The organism is Aeromicrobium sp. (assembly GCF_036675695.1).
Taxonomy (GTDB): domain Bacteria; phylum Actinomycetota; class Actinomycetes; order Propionibacteriales; family Nocardioidaceae; genus Aeromicrobium.
Genome location: NZ_JAKFEL010000265.1, coordinates 1 through 16,734, shown reverse-complemented (window position 1 = coordinate 16,734; position 16,734 = coordinate 1). Strand labels below are relative to the sequence as shown.

17 protein-coding genes are annotated in these 16,734 nt (G+C 64.4%); 6 read left to right on the top strand and 11 right to left on the bottom strand.

Annotated features, from left to right (window positions below; genetic code table 11):
• The 6 genes from V6M39_RS17835 to nagA form a co-directional block, all read right to left on the bottom strand.
• Positions 1-109, bottom strand: a 109-nt coding sequence (locus V6M39_RS17835; protein ID WP_332645168.1) for a hypothetical protein, incomplete at its 3' end; no start/stop codon positions are given.
• 144 nt (positions 110-253) lie between these two features.
• Positions 254-1,435 carry a signal recognition particle-docking protein FtsY gene (gene ftsY, locus V6M39_RS17830; RefSeq protein ID WP_332645167.1) on the bottom strand — a complete coding sequence of 394 codons (1,182 nt, stop codon included), beginning with the start codon at positions 1,433-1,435 and terminating at the stop codon, positions 254-256.
• 61 nt (positions 1,436-1,496) lie between these two features.
• Positions 1,497-1,940, bottom strand: a complete 444-nt coding sequence (locus tag V6M39_RS17825; RefSeq protein ID WP_332645166.1) for an acyl-CoA thioesterase — start codon at positions 1,938-1,940, stop codon at positions 1,497-1,499.
• A complete protein-coding gene (smc, locus tag V6M39_RS17820; RefSeq protein ID WP_332645165.1) occupies positions 1,940-5,500 on the bottom strand; it encodes a chromosome segregation protein SMC in 3,561 nt (1,186 codons plus the stop codon). Before smc ends, V6M39_RS17825 begins: the two co-directional genes overlap by 1 nt.
• Positions 5,501-5,612: 112 nt before the next feature.
• Positions 5,613-5,819 (bottom strand): hypothetical protein, encoded by a 207-nt coding sequence (locus tag V6M39_RS17815; protein WP_332645164.1) that lies wholly within the window; start codon positions 5,817-5,819, stop codon positions 5,613-5,615.
• Positions 5,820-5,878: 59 nt separating this feature from the next.
• Complete coding sequence (gene nagA / locus V6M39_RS17810; RefSeq protein ID WP_332645163.1) at positions 5,879-7,045, bottom strand: N-acetylglucosamine-6-phosphate deacetylase; 1,167 nt, start codon at positions 7,043-7,045, stop codon at positions 5,879-5,881.
• 40 nt (positions 7,046-7,085) lie between these two features.
• Here nagA and V6M39_RS17805 point away from each other — a divergent pair, with 40 nt between their 5' ends.
• The 4 genes from V6M39_RS17805 (at position 7,086) to V6M39_RS17790 (ending at position 10,741) form a co-directional block, all read left to right on the top strand.
• On the top strand, positions 7,086-7,580 hold the full coding sequence (locus V6M39_RS17805; protein WP_332645162.1) for a PH domain-containing protein: 495 nt from the start codon (positions 7,086-7,088) through the stop codon (positions 7,578-7,580).
• Complete coding sequence (locus tag V6M39_RS17800; RefSeq protein ID WP_332645161.1) at positions 7,573-8,892, top strand: PH domain-containing protein; 1,320 nt, start codon at positions 7,573-7,575, stop codon at positions 8,890-8,892. The genes V6M39_RS17805 and V6M39_RS17800 overlap by 8 nt, the downstream gene beginning before the upstream one ends.
• Complete coding sequence (locus tag V6M39_RS17795; protein WP_332645160.1) at positions 8,889-9,341, top strand: GNAT family N-acetyltransferase; 453 nt, start codon at positions 8,889-8,891, stop codon at positions 9,339-9,341. Before V6M39_RS17800 ends, V6M39_RS17795 begins: the two co-directional genes overlap by 4 nt.
• Before the next feature lie 146 nt (positions 9,342-9,487).
• On the top strand, positions 9,488-10,741 hold the full coding sequence (locus tag V6M39_RS17790) for an HNH endonuclease (protein ID WP_332645159.1): 1,254 nt from the start codon (positions 9,488-9,490) through the stop codon (positions 10,739-10,741).
• A gap of 73 nt (positions 10,742-10,814) precedes the next feature.
• On the opposite strand, the gene V6M39_RS17785 is transcribed toward V6M39_RS17790, so the two are convergent.
• The 5 genes from V6M39_RS17785 to V6M39_RS17765 form a co-directional block, all read right to left on the bottom strand.
• The gene (locus V6M39_RS17785; RefSeq protein ID WP_332645158.1) at positions 10,815-11,180 is read right to left on the bottom strand and encodes a hypothetical protein; all 366 of its coding nucleotides are present in this window, start codon (positions 11,178-11,180) and stop codon (positions 10,815-10,817) included.
• Between the two features lie 63 nt (positions 11,181-11,243).
• Entirely contained in the window at positions 11,244-11,462 is a 219-nt protein-coding gene (locus V6M39_RS17780; protein WP_332645157.1) for a hypothetical protein, read from the bottom strand.
• 145 nt (positions 11,463-11,607) lie between these two features.
• Positions 11,608-12,750 (bottom strand): tRNA dihydrouridine synthase DusB, encoded by a 1,143-nt coding sequence (gene dusB, locus V6M39_RS17775; protein ID WP_332645156.1) that lies wholly within the window; start codon positions 12,748-12,750, stop codon positions 11,608-11,610.
• Between the two features lie 29 nt (positions 12,751-12,779).
• Complete coding sequence (locus V6M39_RS17770; protein ID WP_332645155.1) at positions 12,780-13,364, bottom strand: hypothetical protein; 585 nt, start codon at positions 13,362-13,364, stop codon at positions 12,780-12,782.
• A 25-nt stretch (positions 13,365-13,389) separates the two neighbouring features.
• Complete coding sequence (locus tag V6M39_RS17765; RefSeq protein WP_332645154.1) at positions 13,390-14,775, bottom strand: glycine--tRNA ligase; 1,386 nt, start codon at positions 14,773-14,775, stop codon at positions 13,390-13,392.
• Between the two features lie 189 nt (positions 14,776-14,964).
• On the opposite strand from V6M39_RS17765, the gene V6M39_RS17760 reads away from it, so the two are divergent.
• The gene (locus V6M39_RS17760) at positions 14,965-16,086 is read left to right on the top strand and encodes an ROK family transcriptional regulator (RefSeq protein ID WP_332645153.1); all 1,122 of its coding nucleotides are present in this window, start codon (positions 14,965-14,967) and stop codon (positions 16,084-16,086) included.
• Positions 16,087-16,174: 88 nt separating this feature from the next.
• A partial coding sequence (locus V6M39_RS17755) for an ABC transporter substrate-binding protein (protein WP_332645152.1) occupies positions 16,175-16,734 on the top strand: 560 nt, incomplete at its 3' end.

The following is a 16,734-nucleotide window of genomic DNA, read 5'->3' as shown; positions in this document are numbered from 1 at the left end:
GGACGGTCTTGGAGCGGACCATGCCGCCGTAGAAGAACGCCAGTCCTGGCGTCATGAGCAGGACCAAGGCCGAGCTGGCCAGGATCCACGCGGTATCGCCGGTATCCATGAAACCTCCGAAGTTGAAGTGCGCGGGCGTGGACAACGCCCGCTGCGCTACAGGCTGTTATCGGACGGTTTCGATACGGGTTTCGCCGTGTTGCGGCAATGTCACGAATCTGCGGGTTGTGTTAACAGCACGTAAACCCGCAGGTCACTCGAGGAGCGCGTCGACGAATTCCTCGGGATCGAATGGCGCAAGATCGTCCACACCTTCGCCAAGACCGACGAACTTCACGGGTACGCCGAGCTCACGCTGAACCGCAATCACGATGCCGCCCTTGGCTGTGCCGTCGAGCTTGGTCAGCACGATGCCGGTCACCTCGACCACCTCGCCGAACACGCGAGCCTGGGTCATACCGTTCTGCCCCGTCGTGGCGTCGATGACGAGGAGCACCTCCGTGACGGGAGCCTGCTTCTCGATCACGCGCTTGACCTTGCCGAGCTCGTCCATCAGCCCGGCCTTGGTGTGAAGACGGCCAGCAGTGTCGACCAGCACCACATCGACTCCGTCGGCGATGCCTTTCTGTACGGCCTCGAAGCCAACGCTCGCCGGATCGCCGCCCTCTGGACCGCGGACGGTGTCGACACCGACCCGTTCGCCCCAGGTCTGGAGCTGTTCGGCAGCGGCTGCGCGGAACGTATCGGCCGCACCGAGCACGACAGACTTGTTCTCGGCCACGAGCACGCGGGCCAGGCGCCCGACAGTCGTTGTCTTGCCGGTGCCGTTGACGCCGACCACGAGGACGACGCCAGGCTTGCCCTCCGCGCCTGCCGACTTGAGCGAGCGATCGTTGCTCGGCCCGATCAGTGCGATGAGCTCTTCGCGCAGAACCGTACGGGCATGGTCGGGATCCTTGATGCCTTCGACTCGCACGCGGGTCTTGAGCTGTTCGACGAGCTCGTCGGTCGGCCCCACGCCTACATCGGCGGCAAGCAGCGTGTCCTCGATCTCCTCCCACGCGGCGTCATCGAGTGACGCGCGGCCCAGAACTGCGAGCAGTCCCTTGCCGAGAGTGCCCTGGGAGCGAGCCAGGCGAGCGCGCAGACGAACGAGTCGACCCTTCGGCGCCTCGGGACGCTCAAGCGTGGGAGCAGCGGGCTCGGGAGCCGGCGCTGGCTCAGGTTCTGGTACCGGCTCTGGCTTCGGTGTGGCGACCGCCTCGTCGAGGTGAGGCTCAGGGTGCTCGGGGTGCTCGATGACCTCTTCGGTAATCGCGTCCAGCTCATCCGGCGGCGGGAGCTCTGCCCGGCGCCGGGAAATCAGCAGCGCTGCGCCAGCTCCGAGGACGATGACTGCAGCGGCAAGAATGAGGACGAGCGTCAGCGTGGTCACACCGCGATCCTATGTAGGTGCCGTGCCGTGCCGCGGCTTGGTTCAAACCTCGGCGGTTCGACTAGGAACCCGAGGGCTCCTGAACCAGCGGGGTGACGGCATCCCTGATCGACTGCGGGACAGGTGTGACCTGACGTGAGGTCGAGTCGACATACACGTGCACAAAACGCCCGATCGCTGCCGGTTCATCGCTGTCGCCCTGGAACAGCCCGATCCGATAGACGATGCTCGACGTGCCGAGCTTGGTGACCGCGAGACCCGCTTGCACGTCACCCGGGAAACCGAGTTCTCGTTTGAATTCACACTGTGTCTCGGCGACCAGGCCAACCGCATCGAGCTTGCGGATGTCGGTGCCGGTCGCCTCGATCAGGAAGCCGTTGACCGCGGTGTCGAAGAACGAGTAGTAGACGACGTTGTTGACATGGCCGTAGACGTCCTCGTCCTCCCACCGTGTCGTGATGGTCCGGAGTGTCGGGAAGTCCGTACGGAGCATCGCCTCGGACACTAGGCCGAAGCCTCGTCGCGCAGGCGCTGACTGATGACCGCGGATACGCCGTCGCCGCGCATCGAGACTCCATAGAGCGCGTCGGCAACTTCCATCGTGCGCTTCTGGTGCGTGATGACGATCAGCTGCGAGCTGGCACGCAGCTCTTCGTAGATCTCGAGCAGTCGGCCGAGGTTGGTGTCGTCGAGGGCCGCTTCGACCTCGTCGAGGATGTAGAACGGGCTCGGCCGGGCCTTGAACAAGGCGACGAGGAATGCCACCGCGACCAGCGAACGCTCGCCACCGGACAGCAGCGACAGCCGCTTGACCTTCTTGCCCGGGGGCCTCGCCTCGACGTCGATGCCGGTCGTGAGCATGTTTTGTGGATCGGTGAGGATCAGCGATCCCTCACCACCCGGGAAGAGTCGGGAGAAGACGTCGGCGAACTCGCGCTCAACGTCGTACCAAGCCTCGGTGAAGACCTGCTCGACCTTGGCATCGACCTCTTCGACGATCTCCAGCAGGTCCTTGCGAGTCTTGCGAAGGTCCTCGAGCTGCTCCGACAGGAACTGGTGACGTTCTTCGAGCGCGCTGAACTCCTCAAGAGCGAGCGGGTTGACCTTGCCGAGCATGGCCATGGATCGCTCCGCTGCACGAAGTCGCTTGGTCTGCTCCTCGCGGTCGTACGGGATCGCCGGTCCGGGCTCGGCGGCATCCTCGCCGTCTTCGGTCGCCTCGGCGATCGGGGTTATGAGCTGATCCGGGCCGTAGTCGGCGATCAGCTCTTCAATGTTGAGGCCGAGCTCCTCAAGCGCACGGGCTTCGAGTCCTTCGAGGCGAAGGCGCATCTCTGCCCGGGCCATTTCGTCCTTGTGGACCGAGTCGGTGAGTCCATCGAGCTCGGTGCTCAGCTCACGCAACTTGATGCGTACGCCCCGCAGCGTCTCCTCGCGACCGGAGCGTGACGTCTCGATCGTCTTGCGGAGCTCGGAGGCCTGCAGGACCGATTGCTCGAGCCGTACGAGTACGCGGTCGCTCGCAGCAATCACAGCCCTGGCGGTCTCGGCCTCGCGGAGCTGTCGTTCGCGTCGTTCTTCTGCCTTGATGCGTGCCTGACGCTCAGCGGCCGCCGCTTCGAACAGTGAGCTGACCTGCGCTGCAAGGGCCCGGGCCCGTTCTTCGTTCGTCCTCAGTGCGAGCCGCGCGTCCGTCTCTGCCCGGCGAGCCGAGGAAGCCTTCTCAGCAAGCTCCTCGAGGAGTGTCGTGTCCGGCTCCTCCTCCGGCGCGGACTCGGCCTGCCGGAGTCGATCTTCGAGCTCGGCGAGTCCCGAGACGTCCACATCACGGGCTTCGGCAGCAGCGTTGATCGCCGTCGTCAGTCGATCGGCTTCTCCACGCGCAGCTCGCGCAGTGGCACCGAGGTGGCCGAGATTCTCGGCGACTGCCGCCATCGTGGCGTCCGACTCGTGAAGTCGAGCGAGTGCCGCATCGACATGTTCCTGTGCCGCTACGCGACGGGTCTCGGCACCCTCGATCTCGAAGCGGAGGCGCTCAAGCGTGTGCACCGCACGCTCCAGATCTTCGGCGGCCGTCTCGATGGCTGCCTTGACCTCGATCAGGCTCTGCTTCGACGACGATCCGCCGGATGCGAAGTGCGGACCGAGGACATCGCCATCGCGGGTCACGGCCACAACGTCTGGGGACTGGGCGATCAGCTGACGCGACTGCTCCAGGTCGTCAACGACGGCCACCTTGTAGAGCAGTCGGCGCAACGCACCCTGCAGCTTGGCCGGACCATCAACCACGTCGATCGCGTACGTCGCGAACGCCGGCAGCCCAGGCCACGACGAGTCATCGACCTCGCCGCCCCCAAGCAGCATTCCTGCGCGACCGAGGTCTTCGGACTTGAGCTTCTCCATCGCGGAGACGGCTGTGTCGAGGTGATCGACCGCAACGGCATCTGCGGCGGATCCAAGGGCTGAGGCAATGGCGGTCTCGAACCCACTGCGTACGGTCAGCAGCGCTGCGACCGAGCCCAGGAGTCCGCTGATCTCGTCCGTTGCCGCGAGCAGCGCGCCTGCACCGTCCTTGCGGGCCAGACCCAGCTCAAGTGCTTCCTTGCGGGCTGCGAGAGCAGACTGCTGACGCTCGGCCTCCTGCGTCTGCGATCCGAGGGATGCCAGCTGCTCAACGATCTCGGCGAGGGCCGTCTCGGCAGCCTCGAGGTCTTCGTCAAGTCCTGATTCGCCGGCATTGAGCCCGGCGATCGTGTTCTCGAGCGCGCTGAACTCACGGTGCGCGTCGGTTGCACGGAGCTCCGCCTCGTCGCGGGCGACCGTCAGGCGGCCAATTTCCTCACCCGCTGCGGTTGCGCGGCTCTTGAGCGAGTTGACCTGACCGTGGAGCCTCGCCAGACCTTCGCGCTGATCGGCGGCCGCACGAAGCAGGCCGGCAACACGTCGCTCTTCGGCTGTGTAGGCCGCTTCGGCCGCGTCCTTGGCCGCGATGACCTGCTCGAGGGACTCGGTCGCTTCGGATACGCCGGCGTCGAGCTGCTCGTGCTTGGCCTGCGCCTCGCGTGCCTCCGCCTCGAGTACTTCGGGATCGCGGCCGACCCGACGATCGTCAGCCTCGACGGCAGCCAGACGTACGCGCTCGTTGGCCAGCCCGGCCGTACCGCGGAAGCGTTCGCGCAGACCGGACAGTGAGTACCAAGTCTCTTGCGCTGCGGCCAGGCGCGGAGAGTCCTCACGCAGCTGGTCCTCGAGGACCGTCTCCTGCTCGCGCGCTTCGGCAATCGCTGCCTCAACCGACTGCCTGCGATCCTTCAATGCGGTCTCGTCGGCCAGCTCCTCAGCGATGACCTTGCGCGCCTGGGTCACGTCGTCAGCGAGCAGACGGGCCCGGGCGTCGCGTACGTCGGCCTGGATGACCGCTGCTCGGCGAGCCACTTCGGCCTGACGACCCAGCGGCTTGAGCTGACGACGGAGCTCAGTGAGCACGTCATTGAGTCGCGTCAGGTTGCCTTGGGTCGCATCAAGCTTGCGAAGCGCCTTTTCCTTGCGTTTGCGGTGCTTGAGGACACCGGCGGCTTCCTCGATGAAGCCGCGGCGCTCCTCGGGCGTAGCGCGCAGGACGCTGTCGAGCTGGCCCTGGCCGACGATGACGTGCATCTCACGGCCGATACCCGAGTCGCTGAGGAGTTCCTGGACGTCGAGGAGTCGGCAGGTGTTGCCGTTGATCGCGTACTCGGACCCGCCATTGCGGAACATCGTGCGGGTGATCGTGACTTCGGTGTACTCGATGGGCAGCGCGCCGTCGGTGTTGTCGATCGTCAGCACGACCTCGGCGCGGCCAAGCGGTGGTCGACCGGACGTGCCGGCGAAGATGACGTCTTCCATCTTGCCGCCGCGCAATGACTTGGCGCCCTGCTCGCCCATGACCCAAGCGAGGGCATCGACGACATTGGACTTGCCGGAGCCGTTGGGTCCGACAACGCACGTGATGCCAGTTTCGAACTGGAGAGTCGTTGAGGATGCAAAGGACTTGAACCCACGAAGTGTGAGGCTCTTGAGGTACAACGTTGCTCCTACGACGACGGCCGGCTGTGCTGTTCAAGTCCGGGGACTTGAGGACACACTAGGCGACCGAATGCTGCGGGCGACGGACCGTCGCCAGTTCAGTATCGAAGCGTCAGCGGTGACCGGCGACGGGCTCGAGCAGATCGCCCGCCGTCACGTGGTCAACTTGCTCACGCAGGGTCTTGAGGAGCCCGTCGTTCTCGACCTTGAGACGTAGTACTTCTGCCTCAAGATCGGCAATGCGGCGACGCAACATCGCAGTGTCACGAGACTGCGCTGTGGTGGGGCCGCCGATGAAGCCGACAAGTGCTTTGGCCATGGAAATCTCCGCACAAAAAGGGTGGCAGTTGGGGAAGGGCAGGGGCTGGCCTGCGTCTCTCAGTCTCCCACCGTGAGACTAGTGCGGTCAAATGCCATTTTTCCCTGAATCCAAGCCTGATCTGTCCGCAGATCAGAGTCCAGTATGACGAAATCTGCGATCGCTCCGGCACGCAGATGGCCGAGGTCATCGAGCCCGAGCGCACGGGCCGGAACGCTGGTGACAGCAGCAATCGCCTGGTCGACTGATGCTCCTGACGCCACCGCATTGGCGACGCAGTCGTCGAGTCGTACGGCTGCTCCGGCCAGCGTTCCGTCTTCGCGGAGCGGCGGTTGCCCGTCAACGACCGAAAGTGTCTGGCCACCGAGCTCGTACTCCCCTGCCGGCATACCGAACGCCGAGACATTGTCGGTCACGAGCATGACCCGTCCTGTGGCCGCGGCAAACGTCAGCCGGATGGCTTCGGCATCGACGTGATGCAGGTCGGCAATCAGACCGAGTGTCAGTCGTGAGTCGGCAAGCGCGCCGCCAACGACTCCCGGACTGCGAGGCATCAACGGGCTCTGGGCGTTGTAGAGGTGGGTCACGAGGGTCGCCCCGGCGTCGGCTGCCTTCGCGACAGACGCGGCATCGGCGTCGCTGTGCCCGACCGACACCCGTACGCCTGCAGCGACGAAGGTGGCGATTGCCTCCAACGCACCAGCTCGCTCGGGAGCCAGGGTCACGTAGCCGAGCGAGTCGCCACCAGCCTCGATCAGGGCATGGACCCGATCTGGCGTTGGGTCGACGAGTAGTTCTTCGCGATGGGCTCCTCGACGGGTCGGCGCGAGGAACGGGCCTTCCACGTGACACGGCAGCAGGCGCGTCGTACCTTCTCGATGTGCCACAGCTTGGCGACGTTGTGCATACGCGCTCAGGTCGGCGCAAACTTCGTCGATCGGTGCCGTGATGAACGTCGGCACCATCGAGGTGACACCGGTGCTCGGGAGCCGCTCAGCGATGCGGGTCCAGTCTTCCTCGGTCGCCGAGGCGAAGTCGGCGCCGTAGGCGCCATTGATCTGCGCGTCGATGAATCCGGGTGCGATCACCTCTACGTGCAGGTCGGCCGCACGCGGTGGTTCGCCAGGTCCACTGGCGACGATCCGGCCGTCGGCAACCTCGATCCATCCCGGCCCGGACGTGTCGGTGATGCCATGGGCGGACGTGGCGCTGACGAGGAGTTGCACGGGACGGACGCTATCAAGGTGTCCGTCTACAGTGAGGCGCGTGGATGCCCTCTTCGAACCTGTCGTCGGCGAGTGGAAGCGCAATTCCCCGCGCCTGGCCACCGTTCGGCGAATTCTGACCCTGATCTTCTCGGCCGTCTTCCTTGTCGTCGGCCTCGTACTGGCGCTGCTCCTCCCTGACGATCTTTGGTGGATCGGCGCGATCGTCGCTGCAATCGCTTCGGCTGGCGCGGTGTGGGGCTGGATCTGGGCCGGACGCAACCAGCGCAGTTGGGGCTACGCCGAGAACGCCGACGACCTGCTCGTCACGAGTGGCGTGATGTTCAAGCGGCTGGTCGCGATCCCATACGGCCGCATGCAGTACGTCGACGTCGAGGCCGGCCCACTCGCCCGCGCGTACGGAATTGCCACCGTCACTCTCCACACCGCAAGCCCGGAGACCGCCGCCAACATCCCCGGTCTCGCCGCCGACCAGGCAACCGCCCTCCGCAACCGACTGACTGAGCTCGGCGAATCACATGGCGCCGGTGTCTGACTCGTCACCCGCGGTCTCCGAGGCCGTCGGGCTCCGCACCCACCCACTGACTGGAGTGGTTCAAGGCGCGCTCTGGGCTGCTGCCGCGGTCTTCGGCCTTTTCACCTCGATGTTCAACGGCGATGGTTGGCAAGGGCTCAACCCCGTGCTCACCGGCCTCATCCTGCTCATCGGCGGACTGCTGATCGGCATGGGCGTCGGCTTCCTGACCTGGATGTTCACCCGCTACGTCATCGATGGCACCGAGCTGCGCATCAACAGCGGCATCATCACCAAGTCATCGCGGCGCATCCCGTATGAGCGCATCCAGTCCGTCGACATCGCCGAACCCCTCGTCGCCCGGATCCTCGGCCTCGCCGAGCTGCGCATCGAGATGGCCGGTGGCAAGAACTCGCGTACGTCGTTGCGATTCCTGAAGGTCGCTGACGCTGGCTCGCTGCGACGCGTGCTGCTCGATCGCGCGCACGGACAAACCGCCGCCGAGGAGGCTCTCGACGAGCAGCGCAGCATCATCACGGTCGTGCCGCCGATGCGGATCATCATCGGCACGCTGCTCTCGCTCGACTTCCTGTTCGCGGCGCTCGGCACGGTCGCAGTGCTCATCGCCGCCTTGTGGTTCGACAACGTGATCGCCTTCATCGGCGGCATCATCCCGCTGGCCTCGTGGCTCGTCCAGATCGTCGGTCAACGCGTCATCCAGCAGTGGGACTTCACGCTGTCGCGTGGCGAGCGTGGTCTGCGTATCGAGCGCGGGCTTTTGTCGCGCACCTCGCAGACCATCCCGTACGACCGCGTCCAGGGCATTGCGATCAAGGAGCCACTGGTGTGGCGGCGACTGGGCTGGCAGCGACTCGAGGTCGATGTCGCTGGCTATGCGTCCCAGGGCGGCGAGAGCGAGGGCAACAACGCCAACTCGACCTTGCTCCCGATCAGCGACGCACCTCTGGCGAACGCCATCATCGCCGAACTGCTGCCCGGTGCGGATCCGGCGATCGGCAACCGTACGTACGCATCGCCACGATCGTGGTGGTTCGCACCGATCGGCTTCCGCTATCGCTGGGTTGCCGCCAATGATTCGACGTTCGTGGCCAGCGAAGGTTGGATCCAGCGGACGACCAGCATCATTCCGCACCACAAGACGCAGTCCGTTGAGCTCAGCCAAGGTCCGCTCCAGCGGCGGCTCGGCCTGGCAACGGTTGAGGTGCACTCCCCCAAGGGTCCCGTCGATGCTGACGGCAGGAATCTCCCGGCTGATGCCGCCCGCGCCACCATGCTCGCCCAGCTCGACCGCGCACGAGAGGCCCGCTCATGATTATCCGATCGGTCGAACAGACCGATTTCGAATCGTGGCTTCCGCTGTGGGACGGCTACAACAAGTTCTACGAGCGCACCGGCAAGAGCGCATTGGATGAGCAAGTCACGACAACGACCTGGGCACGCTTCTTTGACCTCGACGAACCGATCTTCGCGATGGTCGCCGAAGAGAACGGGCAACTCGTCGGACTCGTCCACTACCTGTTCCACCGAAGCACCTCTCGCCTCGAGCTCACCTGCTATCTCCAGGACCTCTTCACCTTGCCGACAGAGCGCGGCAAGGGTGTCGGTCGAGCACTGATCGAAGGCGTGAGCGAACGGGCCCAAGCCGAGGGCATCAAGCGCGTCTATTGGCAGACACACGAGACCAACGCCCCGGGTCGACTTCTGTATGACTCGTTGGCTGAGAACCAAGGCTTCATCGTCTACGTGCTCGATCGCGACTAAAGGACAGAGCGCAAATGCAAGAGCGCGGATTTGTTCTGTGGACAGCCTCGTTGGCGGCCTCAACTGTGGACAAGAATCCTTGATTTTCGCTGAATTCACAGGGTTTTCCACTGGTCATCGAACGTCTGTTCGGGTAGTGTTTTGGTGTGGACCCGAAGCCGACAATCGACGCGATGCGCATAGCCGCGCAGACGCTCTTGTCGGGTGACACGCGGGACCAGCTTCACGCATTGCACGCTGCTCGAGACGCGATCGACGCCCGGGAGGCTGTGCTTCTGGCCAAGCTGGACGAGTCGAAGGACTTTGAGCTCGACGGTGCGTCGACCCTGAATGCGTGGGTGCGCAACCAGCTGCGGATGAACGCCGGTCAAGCCACCACCCTGGTCAAGAACGTCGCCGCGCTACGTGACCTACCTTTGCTGGCCGAAGCAGCTATGACCGGGCAAGTCAGCTCGGCGCACGTACGAGTCTTCGTCTACGGACTCGCCCATGTTGGGCTCGAGCCCATGCGCCAGTTCGAGGACGTGTTCGTCCAAGTCGCCAAGGATTGCGAACCCGGTGAGTTGTTCGAAGCCGTCAAACACCTCAAAGACAAGGTCCACCCTGAAGATTTGGATGCCGCGTGGGAACGCGGGATGGACAAAGAAGACTTCGCTGTCGATGCCGTCCCCGACGGGTTCCACACCAATGGCTTCTTGAACACGGTCACCGGGTCGAAGCTCAAAATGGTCATGGACTCAATCTCGGCGCCGCGCGACAAGGACGACACCCGTTCTGGTGCCCAGCGACGTGTTCAGGGTTTGGATGACCTGCTCACAGCGATCCTGGCCAACGGTCTGCCGTCGGACAAAGGTGTTAGACCCCACATGTCAGTGTTCGTCGACGCCGACACGTTGCAGGCTGCCGCCGACCACGTGCAAGCCAAAACCGAAAACCCGCACCTGATCCCCGAGCCCATGCCTTCGGTCGAGCCAGCAACACTCGCAGGACATGGTGCGATCGGGCCCAACCTGCTCATGTACTTCCTGTGCGTGTCTGACTTCACCGCGTTCCTGATGAAACAACACGGTGGCGCCCGTCAGGCTGAGATCCTGAACGCTGGCACTGAGCGCTACCAACCCACCCTGTTGCAGCGACGAGCCGTGATCGCCCGCCAACTCGGGGTCTGCGCCACACCAGGTTGCAACCACACCCACCTCGAAATCCACCACGTCATCTGGTGGTCGTTGGGTGGACCCACCGACGTCAACCTCCTCATCGGACTGTGCGTTCGATGCCACCACCTGCTCCACCGCGGTTTGCTCAACATCACCGGCAACGCCGTAGATGGCTTCAACTTCACCAACCGAAACCACCACCCCATCCGCAGACGAAGAACCCACTACCGCCAAGCCGCCTAACCTATGGGTTCGGCGGCCCACCGGCACGCCACCAACCGGAACCGGATGAACACAAGCAGGCTTGGCTGTGTTTTCATTTCCACGACTTGATGGAGCGCCACCATGAATCGTCCACGACAGCGTCCTCAAGTGAGTCTCTGGCGCGCGACATGTGATCGACGAACGACTGCGGGAGTCGGACGCCGTGCTGATCCACGTAGTGAGTGAGCCCTTCTGGCCAGACGTAGGTCCCGTCTGATAATTCAAGACTGCCGACTAATTCTCCGCAGAATCGGCATTCCGATAGGCCCATGTATCGCTTCGCGACAGCACCCTGACGAAGATGCAAAACCACTTCGGCGCGTTCGTCGCCGTTCCACGAGAGGTCCACAAAATTGCGAGGATCTGGCCACCCAGGCTCTGTCGATCCCAGCCAGTAGCCGACTCGGATCAGTTCCATTCGGCCAGCCTACGCAGACCGGGCTAGGTGCATTGGGAGTTTGTCGGCTTGGCGTTCTGCGCTTCAGACAGGGGTCAAACCAACTGACCGAAGATCGGAGAACGCGAGGACTAGCAGCACGATTGAAGCCAAGAGGGCGAGAACCCAAAGACGGGGCAGGCGATACGCCACACCCACGCTTCCAAACGACAGCGCGGTGAGCAGACCGAACCCGATCAGCCGTTTCGCATACATGCCGGAATCGTCAGCGGCGAAGAGCGAGCGGAAGCTGTCCAGCGCCACGAGACCGTGCAATAGACCTGCAAGCCCACCGACGACCGCGATTGAGACTGTCCGGACAAGCGGAGCTGATTTCGTGGTTGGCATCGCGCAACTATGGCACGAGCCGACTAGGTGTATTGGGAGTTTGCGGGCTTGGCGGCCTTCTCTAGCCGCCGGAGGTTGGGTCTTCGGCTCCGGCGTCGAGTGGTGCTGTGACTTCGCGCGAGTCGAGCCAACCGTCGGGAACCGAGACGCGCTTGGGTGTGCCCTGGCGGCCTCGCGGAGTGCCGAGCTCGGCGACGGGATAGGCCTCGGTCGGATCAACGCGACTCAGCAAGTCATCCAGCTGTACGTACGACGACACCATCCCGAGCTGGCTGCGTACGTCCTTGCCAGCGGCAAACCCCTTGAGATACCACGCGATGTGCTTGCGGAACTCGATACAGCCGCGCTCCTCGCCCAGCAGCTCGCCGAGCAGCTCGGCGTGCCGGCGCATCACGCCGGAGACCTCTCCGAGCGTCGGCAACTGCAGCACGTCCTCGCCATTGAACGCAGCTGCGAGGTCACGGAACAGCCAGGGCCGACCGAGGCAGCCACGGCCGACGACGACGCCGTCGATTCCGGTCTCGTCGACCATGCGGATCGCGTCCGCCGCCTCCCAAATGTCTCCGTTTCCCAGCACCGGTATGTCGACGGCCGACTTGAGCTCGGCGATCGAGTCCCAGTCGGCGCGGCCCGAGTAGTGCTGAACTGCCGTACGACCGTGCAGCGCAATCGCTGCGCAGCCGGCGTCCTGGGCGATGCGCCCGGCGTCGAGGTACGTCAGGTGCTCGTCGTCGATGCCCTTGCGGGTCTTCATCGTCACGGGGATGCCATATGGCTTCGCGGCGCCGACTGCTGAGGTGAGGATCTCGCCAAGGAGTGTCGACTTCCACGGCAGCGCCGCTCCCCCACCCTTGCGGGTCACCTTCGGGACCGGGCAACCGAAGTTGAGGTCGACGTGGTCAACGCCATGCTCAGCGCACAAGATCTCCACGGCACGGCCAACGTACGTGGGGTCGATGCCGTAAAGCTGGACCGATCGAACCGTCTCGTTGGGTGCGAACGTCAACATCGCCTTGCTGGTCTTGTCACCCTCGACGATGCCGCGTGAGGTGATCATCTCGCATACGTACAGCCCCGCACCCTGCTCGGCGCAGAGCTGACGGAAGGCCGCGTTGGTCACCCCCGCCATTGGCGCAAGCACCACCGGCGTCGCGACCTCGAGGTCGCCAAGGCGCAGAGTGCGCGGCACGGTGGCAATGGACATGCGCCCATTGTCCCATCCGAGTGAGGTGGCTACGGGGTCCAGGTGATGACGTCCTTGGCCGAACCAGTCTGCAGGTCGACGGACTGGAGCGCCTTGCCCTTGGGCACGAGGTAGACCAGACACAGGTCTGCCGACGCTCCCGGGAGGAACGTCTTGGGCAACGCCGGCTTGGGGCACGGCTTGAAGTTGCCGACCAGCTCGTTGGCCTGCCGAATCGTGTTGGCCGAGTCGTGCGAGTAGATCGGCAGTGCCGCGCCACCCAATCCCGCAGGACCTTCGTTCTTGACCGTCACCTTGACGTAGAACGGCGTCGACTGCTTGGACTCCTCATCGAGCGAGAAGAACTTGAAGTCTTTGATGTTTCCCTTGCGCACCTCGGTCACCGTGACCGTGATGGCGCTCGCGGCCGCATTGCCCACTTGGTAGATCACGCTCGCGGAGTCGTCCTCAGTGAGCACGGTGCCGCCCTTGGTCAGGGTCACGCCGTCAGGCAGGTCGAATCCCTTGGGAACCGGTACGCCTTCGTCGACCTTGGCGTCAGAACCGCAGGCAGCGACGGCCAACATCGCCACGACAGCGGCGGCGGCTAGGGCAGAGCGTTTGAGTGTCGACACCTGCCGATTGTCACTCACGCGCGGGTCAGCAACCAGGCAGACGCGCCGCGAGCCAGCTCGTGACCTGGTCGAGTGGGATGCGCTCTTGCGTCATGGTGTCGCGCTCGCGGATCGTCACGGCGTTGTCGTCGAGCGTCTCGAAGTCGACCGTGATGCAGAACGGTGTGCCGATCTCGTCCTGGCGGCGATAGCGCTTGCCAATCGCCTGCGCGTCGTCGAAGTCGACATTCCAGAATCCGCGCAGCTCGGCGGCGAGCGCGCGCGCCTTGGGCGAGAGGTCCTCGTTGCGCGAGAGCGGGAGCACCGCTGCCTTGACCGGCGCCAAGCGGTGGTCGAGCTTCAGCACGGTACGCGTGTCGGTGCCACCCTTGGCGTTGGGCACTTCCTCCTCGACGTACGCATCGACCAGGAACGCCATCATCGAACGGTTCACACCGGCGGCGGGCTCGATGACGTACGGCGTCCAGCGTTCATTGTTGGGCTGATCGAAGTACTGCAGGTCCTTGCCGGAGTGCTCGCTGTGGGTCTTGAGGTCGAAGTCCGTACGGTTGGCGATGCCCTCGAGCTCGCCCCATTCCGAACCCTGGAACTCGAAGCGGTACTCGATGTCGACGGTCCGCTTGGAGTAGTGCGACAGCTTCTCCTGCGCGTGCTCGTAGAGGCGCAGGTTGTCGGGGTTGATGCCGAGGCCGGTGTACCAGTCCATTCGGGTCTGGATCCAAGTCTCGTGCCACTCCTCGTCCGTGCCCGGCTCGACGAAGAACTCCATCTCCATCTGCTCGAACTCGCGGGTGCGGAAGATGAAGTTGCCCGGCGTGATCTCGTTGCGGAAGCTCTTGCCGATCTGGCCGATGCCGAACGGCGGCTTCTTGCGCGAGGTCGTCATGACCTGGGCGAAGTTGATGAAGATGCCCTGAGCGGTCTCGGGGCGCAGGTAGTGCAGGCCCTCGTCCGTCTCGACCGGGCCGAGGTAGGTCTTGAGGAGCCCATTGAACATCTTGGGCTCGGTCCACTCGCCGCGGGTGCCGCAGTTCTCGCAGACGATGAGCTCCATGCCAACCGCATCAGGGTCGTCGAGCTTCTTCTTCTCGGCGTACGCCTCCTGCAGGTGGTCCTGGCGGTAGCGCTTGTGGCACTTCTGGCACTCGACGAGCGGGTCGACGAAGGCAGCGAGGTGGCCCGACGCGTTCCAGACGGGCGTCGGCAGGATCACCGAGGAGTCCAGGCCGACGACGTCATCGCGGCTCTGCACCATCGAGCGCCACCACTGGCGCTTGATGTTGTCCTTGAGCTCGACACCGAGCGGGCCGTAGTCCCATGCCGAGCGGGTGCCGCCGTAGATCTCGCCACATTGGTAGACGAATCCGCGGCGCTTGCTGAGGCTGATGACGTTCTCGACGGTCGATGCCATGAGGGTGTTCCATTCCGGCTGGTTGTCGGCGGGCCGATGTACGTCGTCGTGACGACGTACGCCCGAGGTGTTGAACCAGCAACGATATCGGGCCGGTGACCGCTCACACCGAGCGGGGCGACGGTCAGTTCACCGATTTGTCACCTCAAACTCTTGACCTCGACTTTGTTAGTACGCTTTATTAACTATGTGACCCAGATCAAAGAGCAACCTCGACGGAGTACCACGGCAGGCCGACGACCGGTCGGCAAGGTTCTCCCCGGAGATGCCCGCCGTCACCACCGCGCCCTGATCCTTCAGCAGCTCGTCGACCACGGCGCGCGCAGCCGAGCAGACCTCGCCCGCGAGACCTCGCTGACCCGTGTGACGATCTCAGACCTTGTCGCCGAGCTGATCGAGGAAGGCTTCCTGATCGAGCAAGGCACCCGCCCGGGCACACATATGGGCAAACCCGCCACGTTGGTCGGCATGTCAGAGGACGCCCCAGTCGCGATCGCCCTCGACCTCTCGGCCGACGGACACCTCACTGGCGCGGTCGTCGATCTCGACGGCAAGATCCTCACCCGCGAGCAGGTCGAGTTCAGCCGGGGCGACGACATCGCCGTGATCGCCGGGCTGGCTGTACGTCTGCGCGAATCCACCCCACGCCGCATCCTCGGCGTCGGCATCGGCACACCCGGCATCGTCGATGGCGACGGCACCGTGATCATCGCCCCAAACCTCGGTTGGGAGAACGTCGACCTGGCCGCCCAGCTGTCGGCCTCGCTCGGCCTTCCGGTCCACGCAGGCAACGACTCCAACGTTGCCGCGGTCGCGGAGAGCGCATTCGGCGCCGGCGACGACCAAGGCATGTTGCTGCTGATGATCGGCTCCGGTGTCGGTGGTGGCGTCCTCATCGACGGGCGCGCGCTGTCCGGCCCGCTGATGTCGTCCGGCGAGATCGGCCACGTCGTCGTCGACCCCGGCGGTCGCCAGTGTTCCTGCGGCAACCGTGGCTGCCTCGAGACCTTCCTTTCGGCCCCGGCACTCAGCCTGCTCGACAACGACGATGACCGCCGCCATGTCGGCACCAAGCTCGCCACCGTCCTGACCCCCGTCGTCACCACCCTCGGCATCGCCGACGTCGTGCTTTACGGCCCGACCGAGCTCCTCGAAGGCGCCCTGCTCGAGTCGGTACGCGCCGGGCTCGCCCAACAGACCCTTCCTTTCGTCGCCCAGCGAGTCCAGGTGCGCCTGGTCCCGATGCACGACGAGCTCGTACTCACGGGCGCGGCAGCGTTGGTGCGCTACCGCGAGCTAGGGGTGGTGTGACCTGTCGACAGTCCCACTTCAGACGGCGCTTTCGCCTCAAGAACACGTACATACCCAGAAAAGACCAGCATCTAATAAAGGAAGTGCGATGAAGATCAAGAAGATCGCGGCAGCGACACTGGCTTCGGCCTTGGCGTTGTCCGCTCTCGCCGCCTGCGGAAGCAGCGACGACAAGCCGGCTGCGGACGAGTCCAAGACTGTGACTCTCTGGCTCGCAGGCGCTGAGGACACCCCGAAGCCCCTCGAGGACTGGCTCGTCAAGGAGTACGCCAAGCAGCACGCGGGCAAGACGCTCAAGGTCGAGCACATCGAGTGGGGCGAGCTCATGCCTCGTCTCAACACCTCGCTCCAGAGCAAGGACACACCTGACGTCGTCGAAGTCGGCAACACGCAGTCGCCCACCTTCACCAGCGTCGGCGCGTTCACCGACCTGACCGACCGTCTGGACGAGCTCGGCGACAACATCGGTCCCAAGGGCTTCGTCGAGGCCGGAACGTTCGACGGCAAGGTCTCGGCTGTGCCCTACTACTGGGGTTCGCGCTACATCTTCTACAGCAAGAAGGCGTTCGCAGATGCCGGCATCGACGTGCCGAGCAACCTCGCCGACTTCCAGAAGGCGGCCACGCAGCTCAAGACCGACAAGACCTC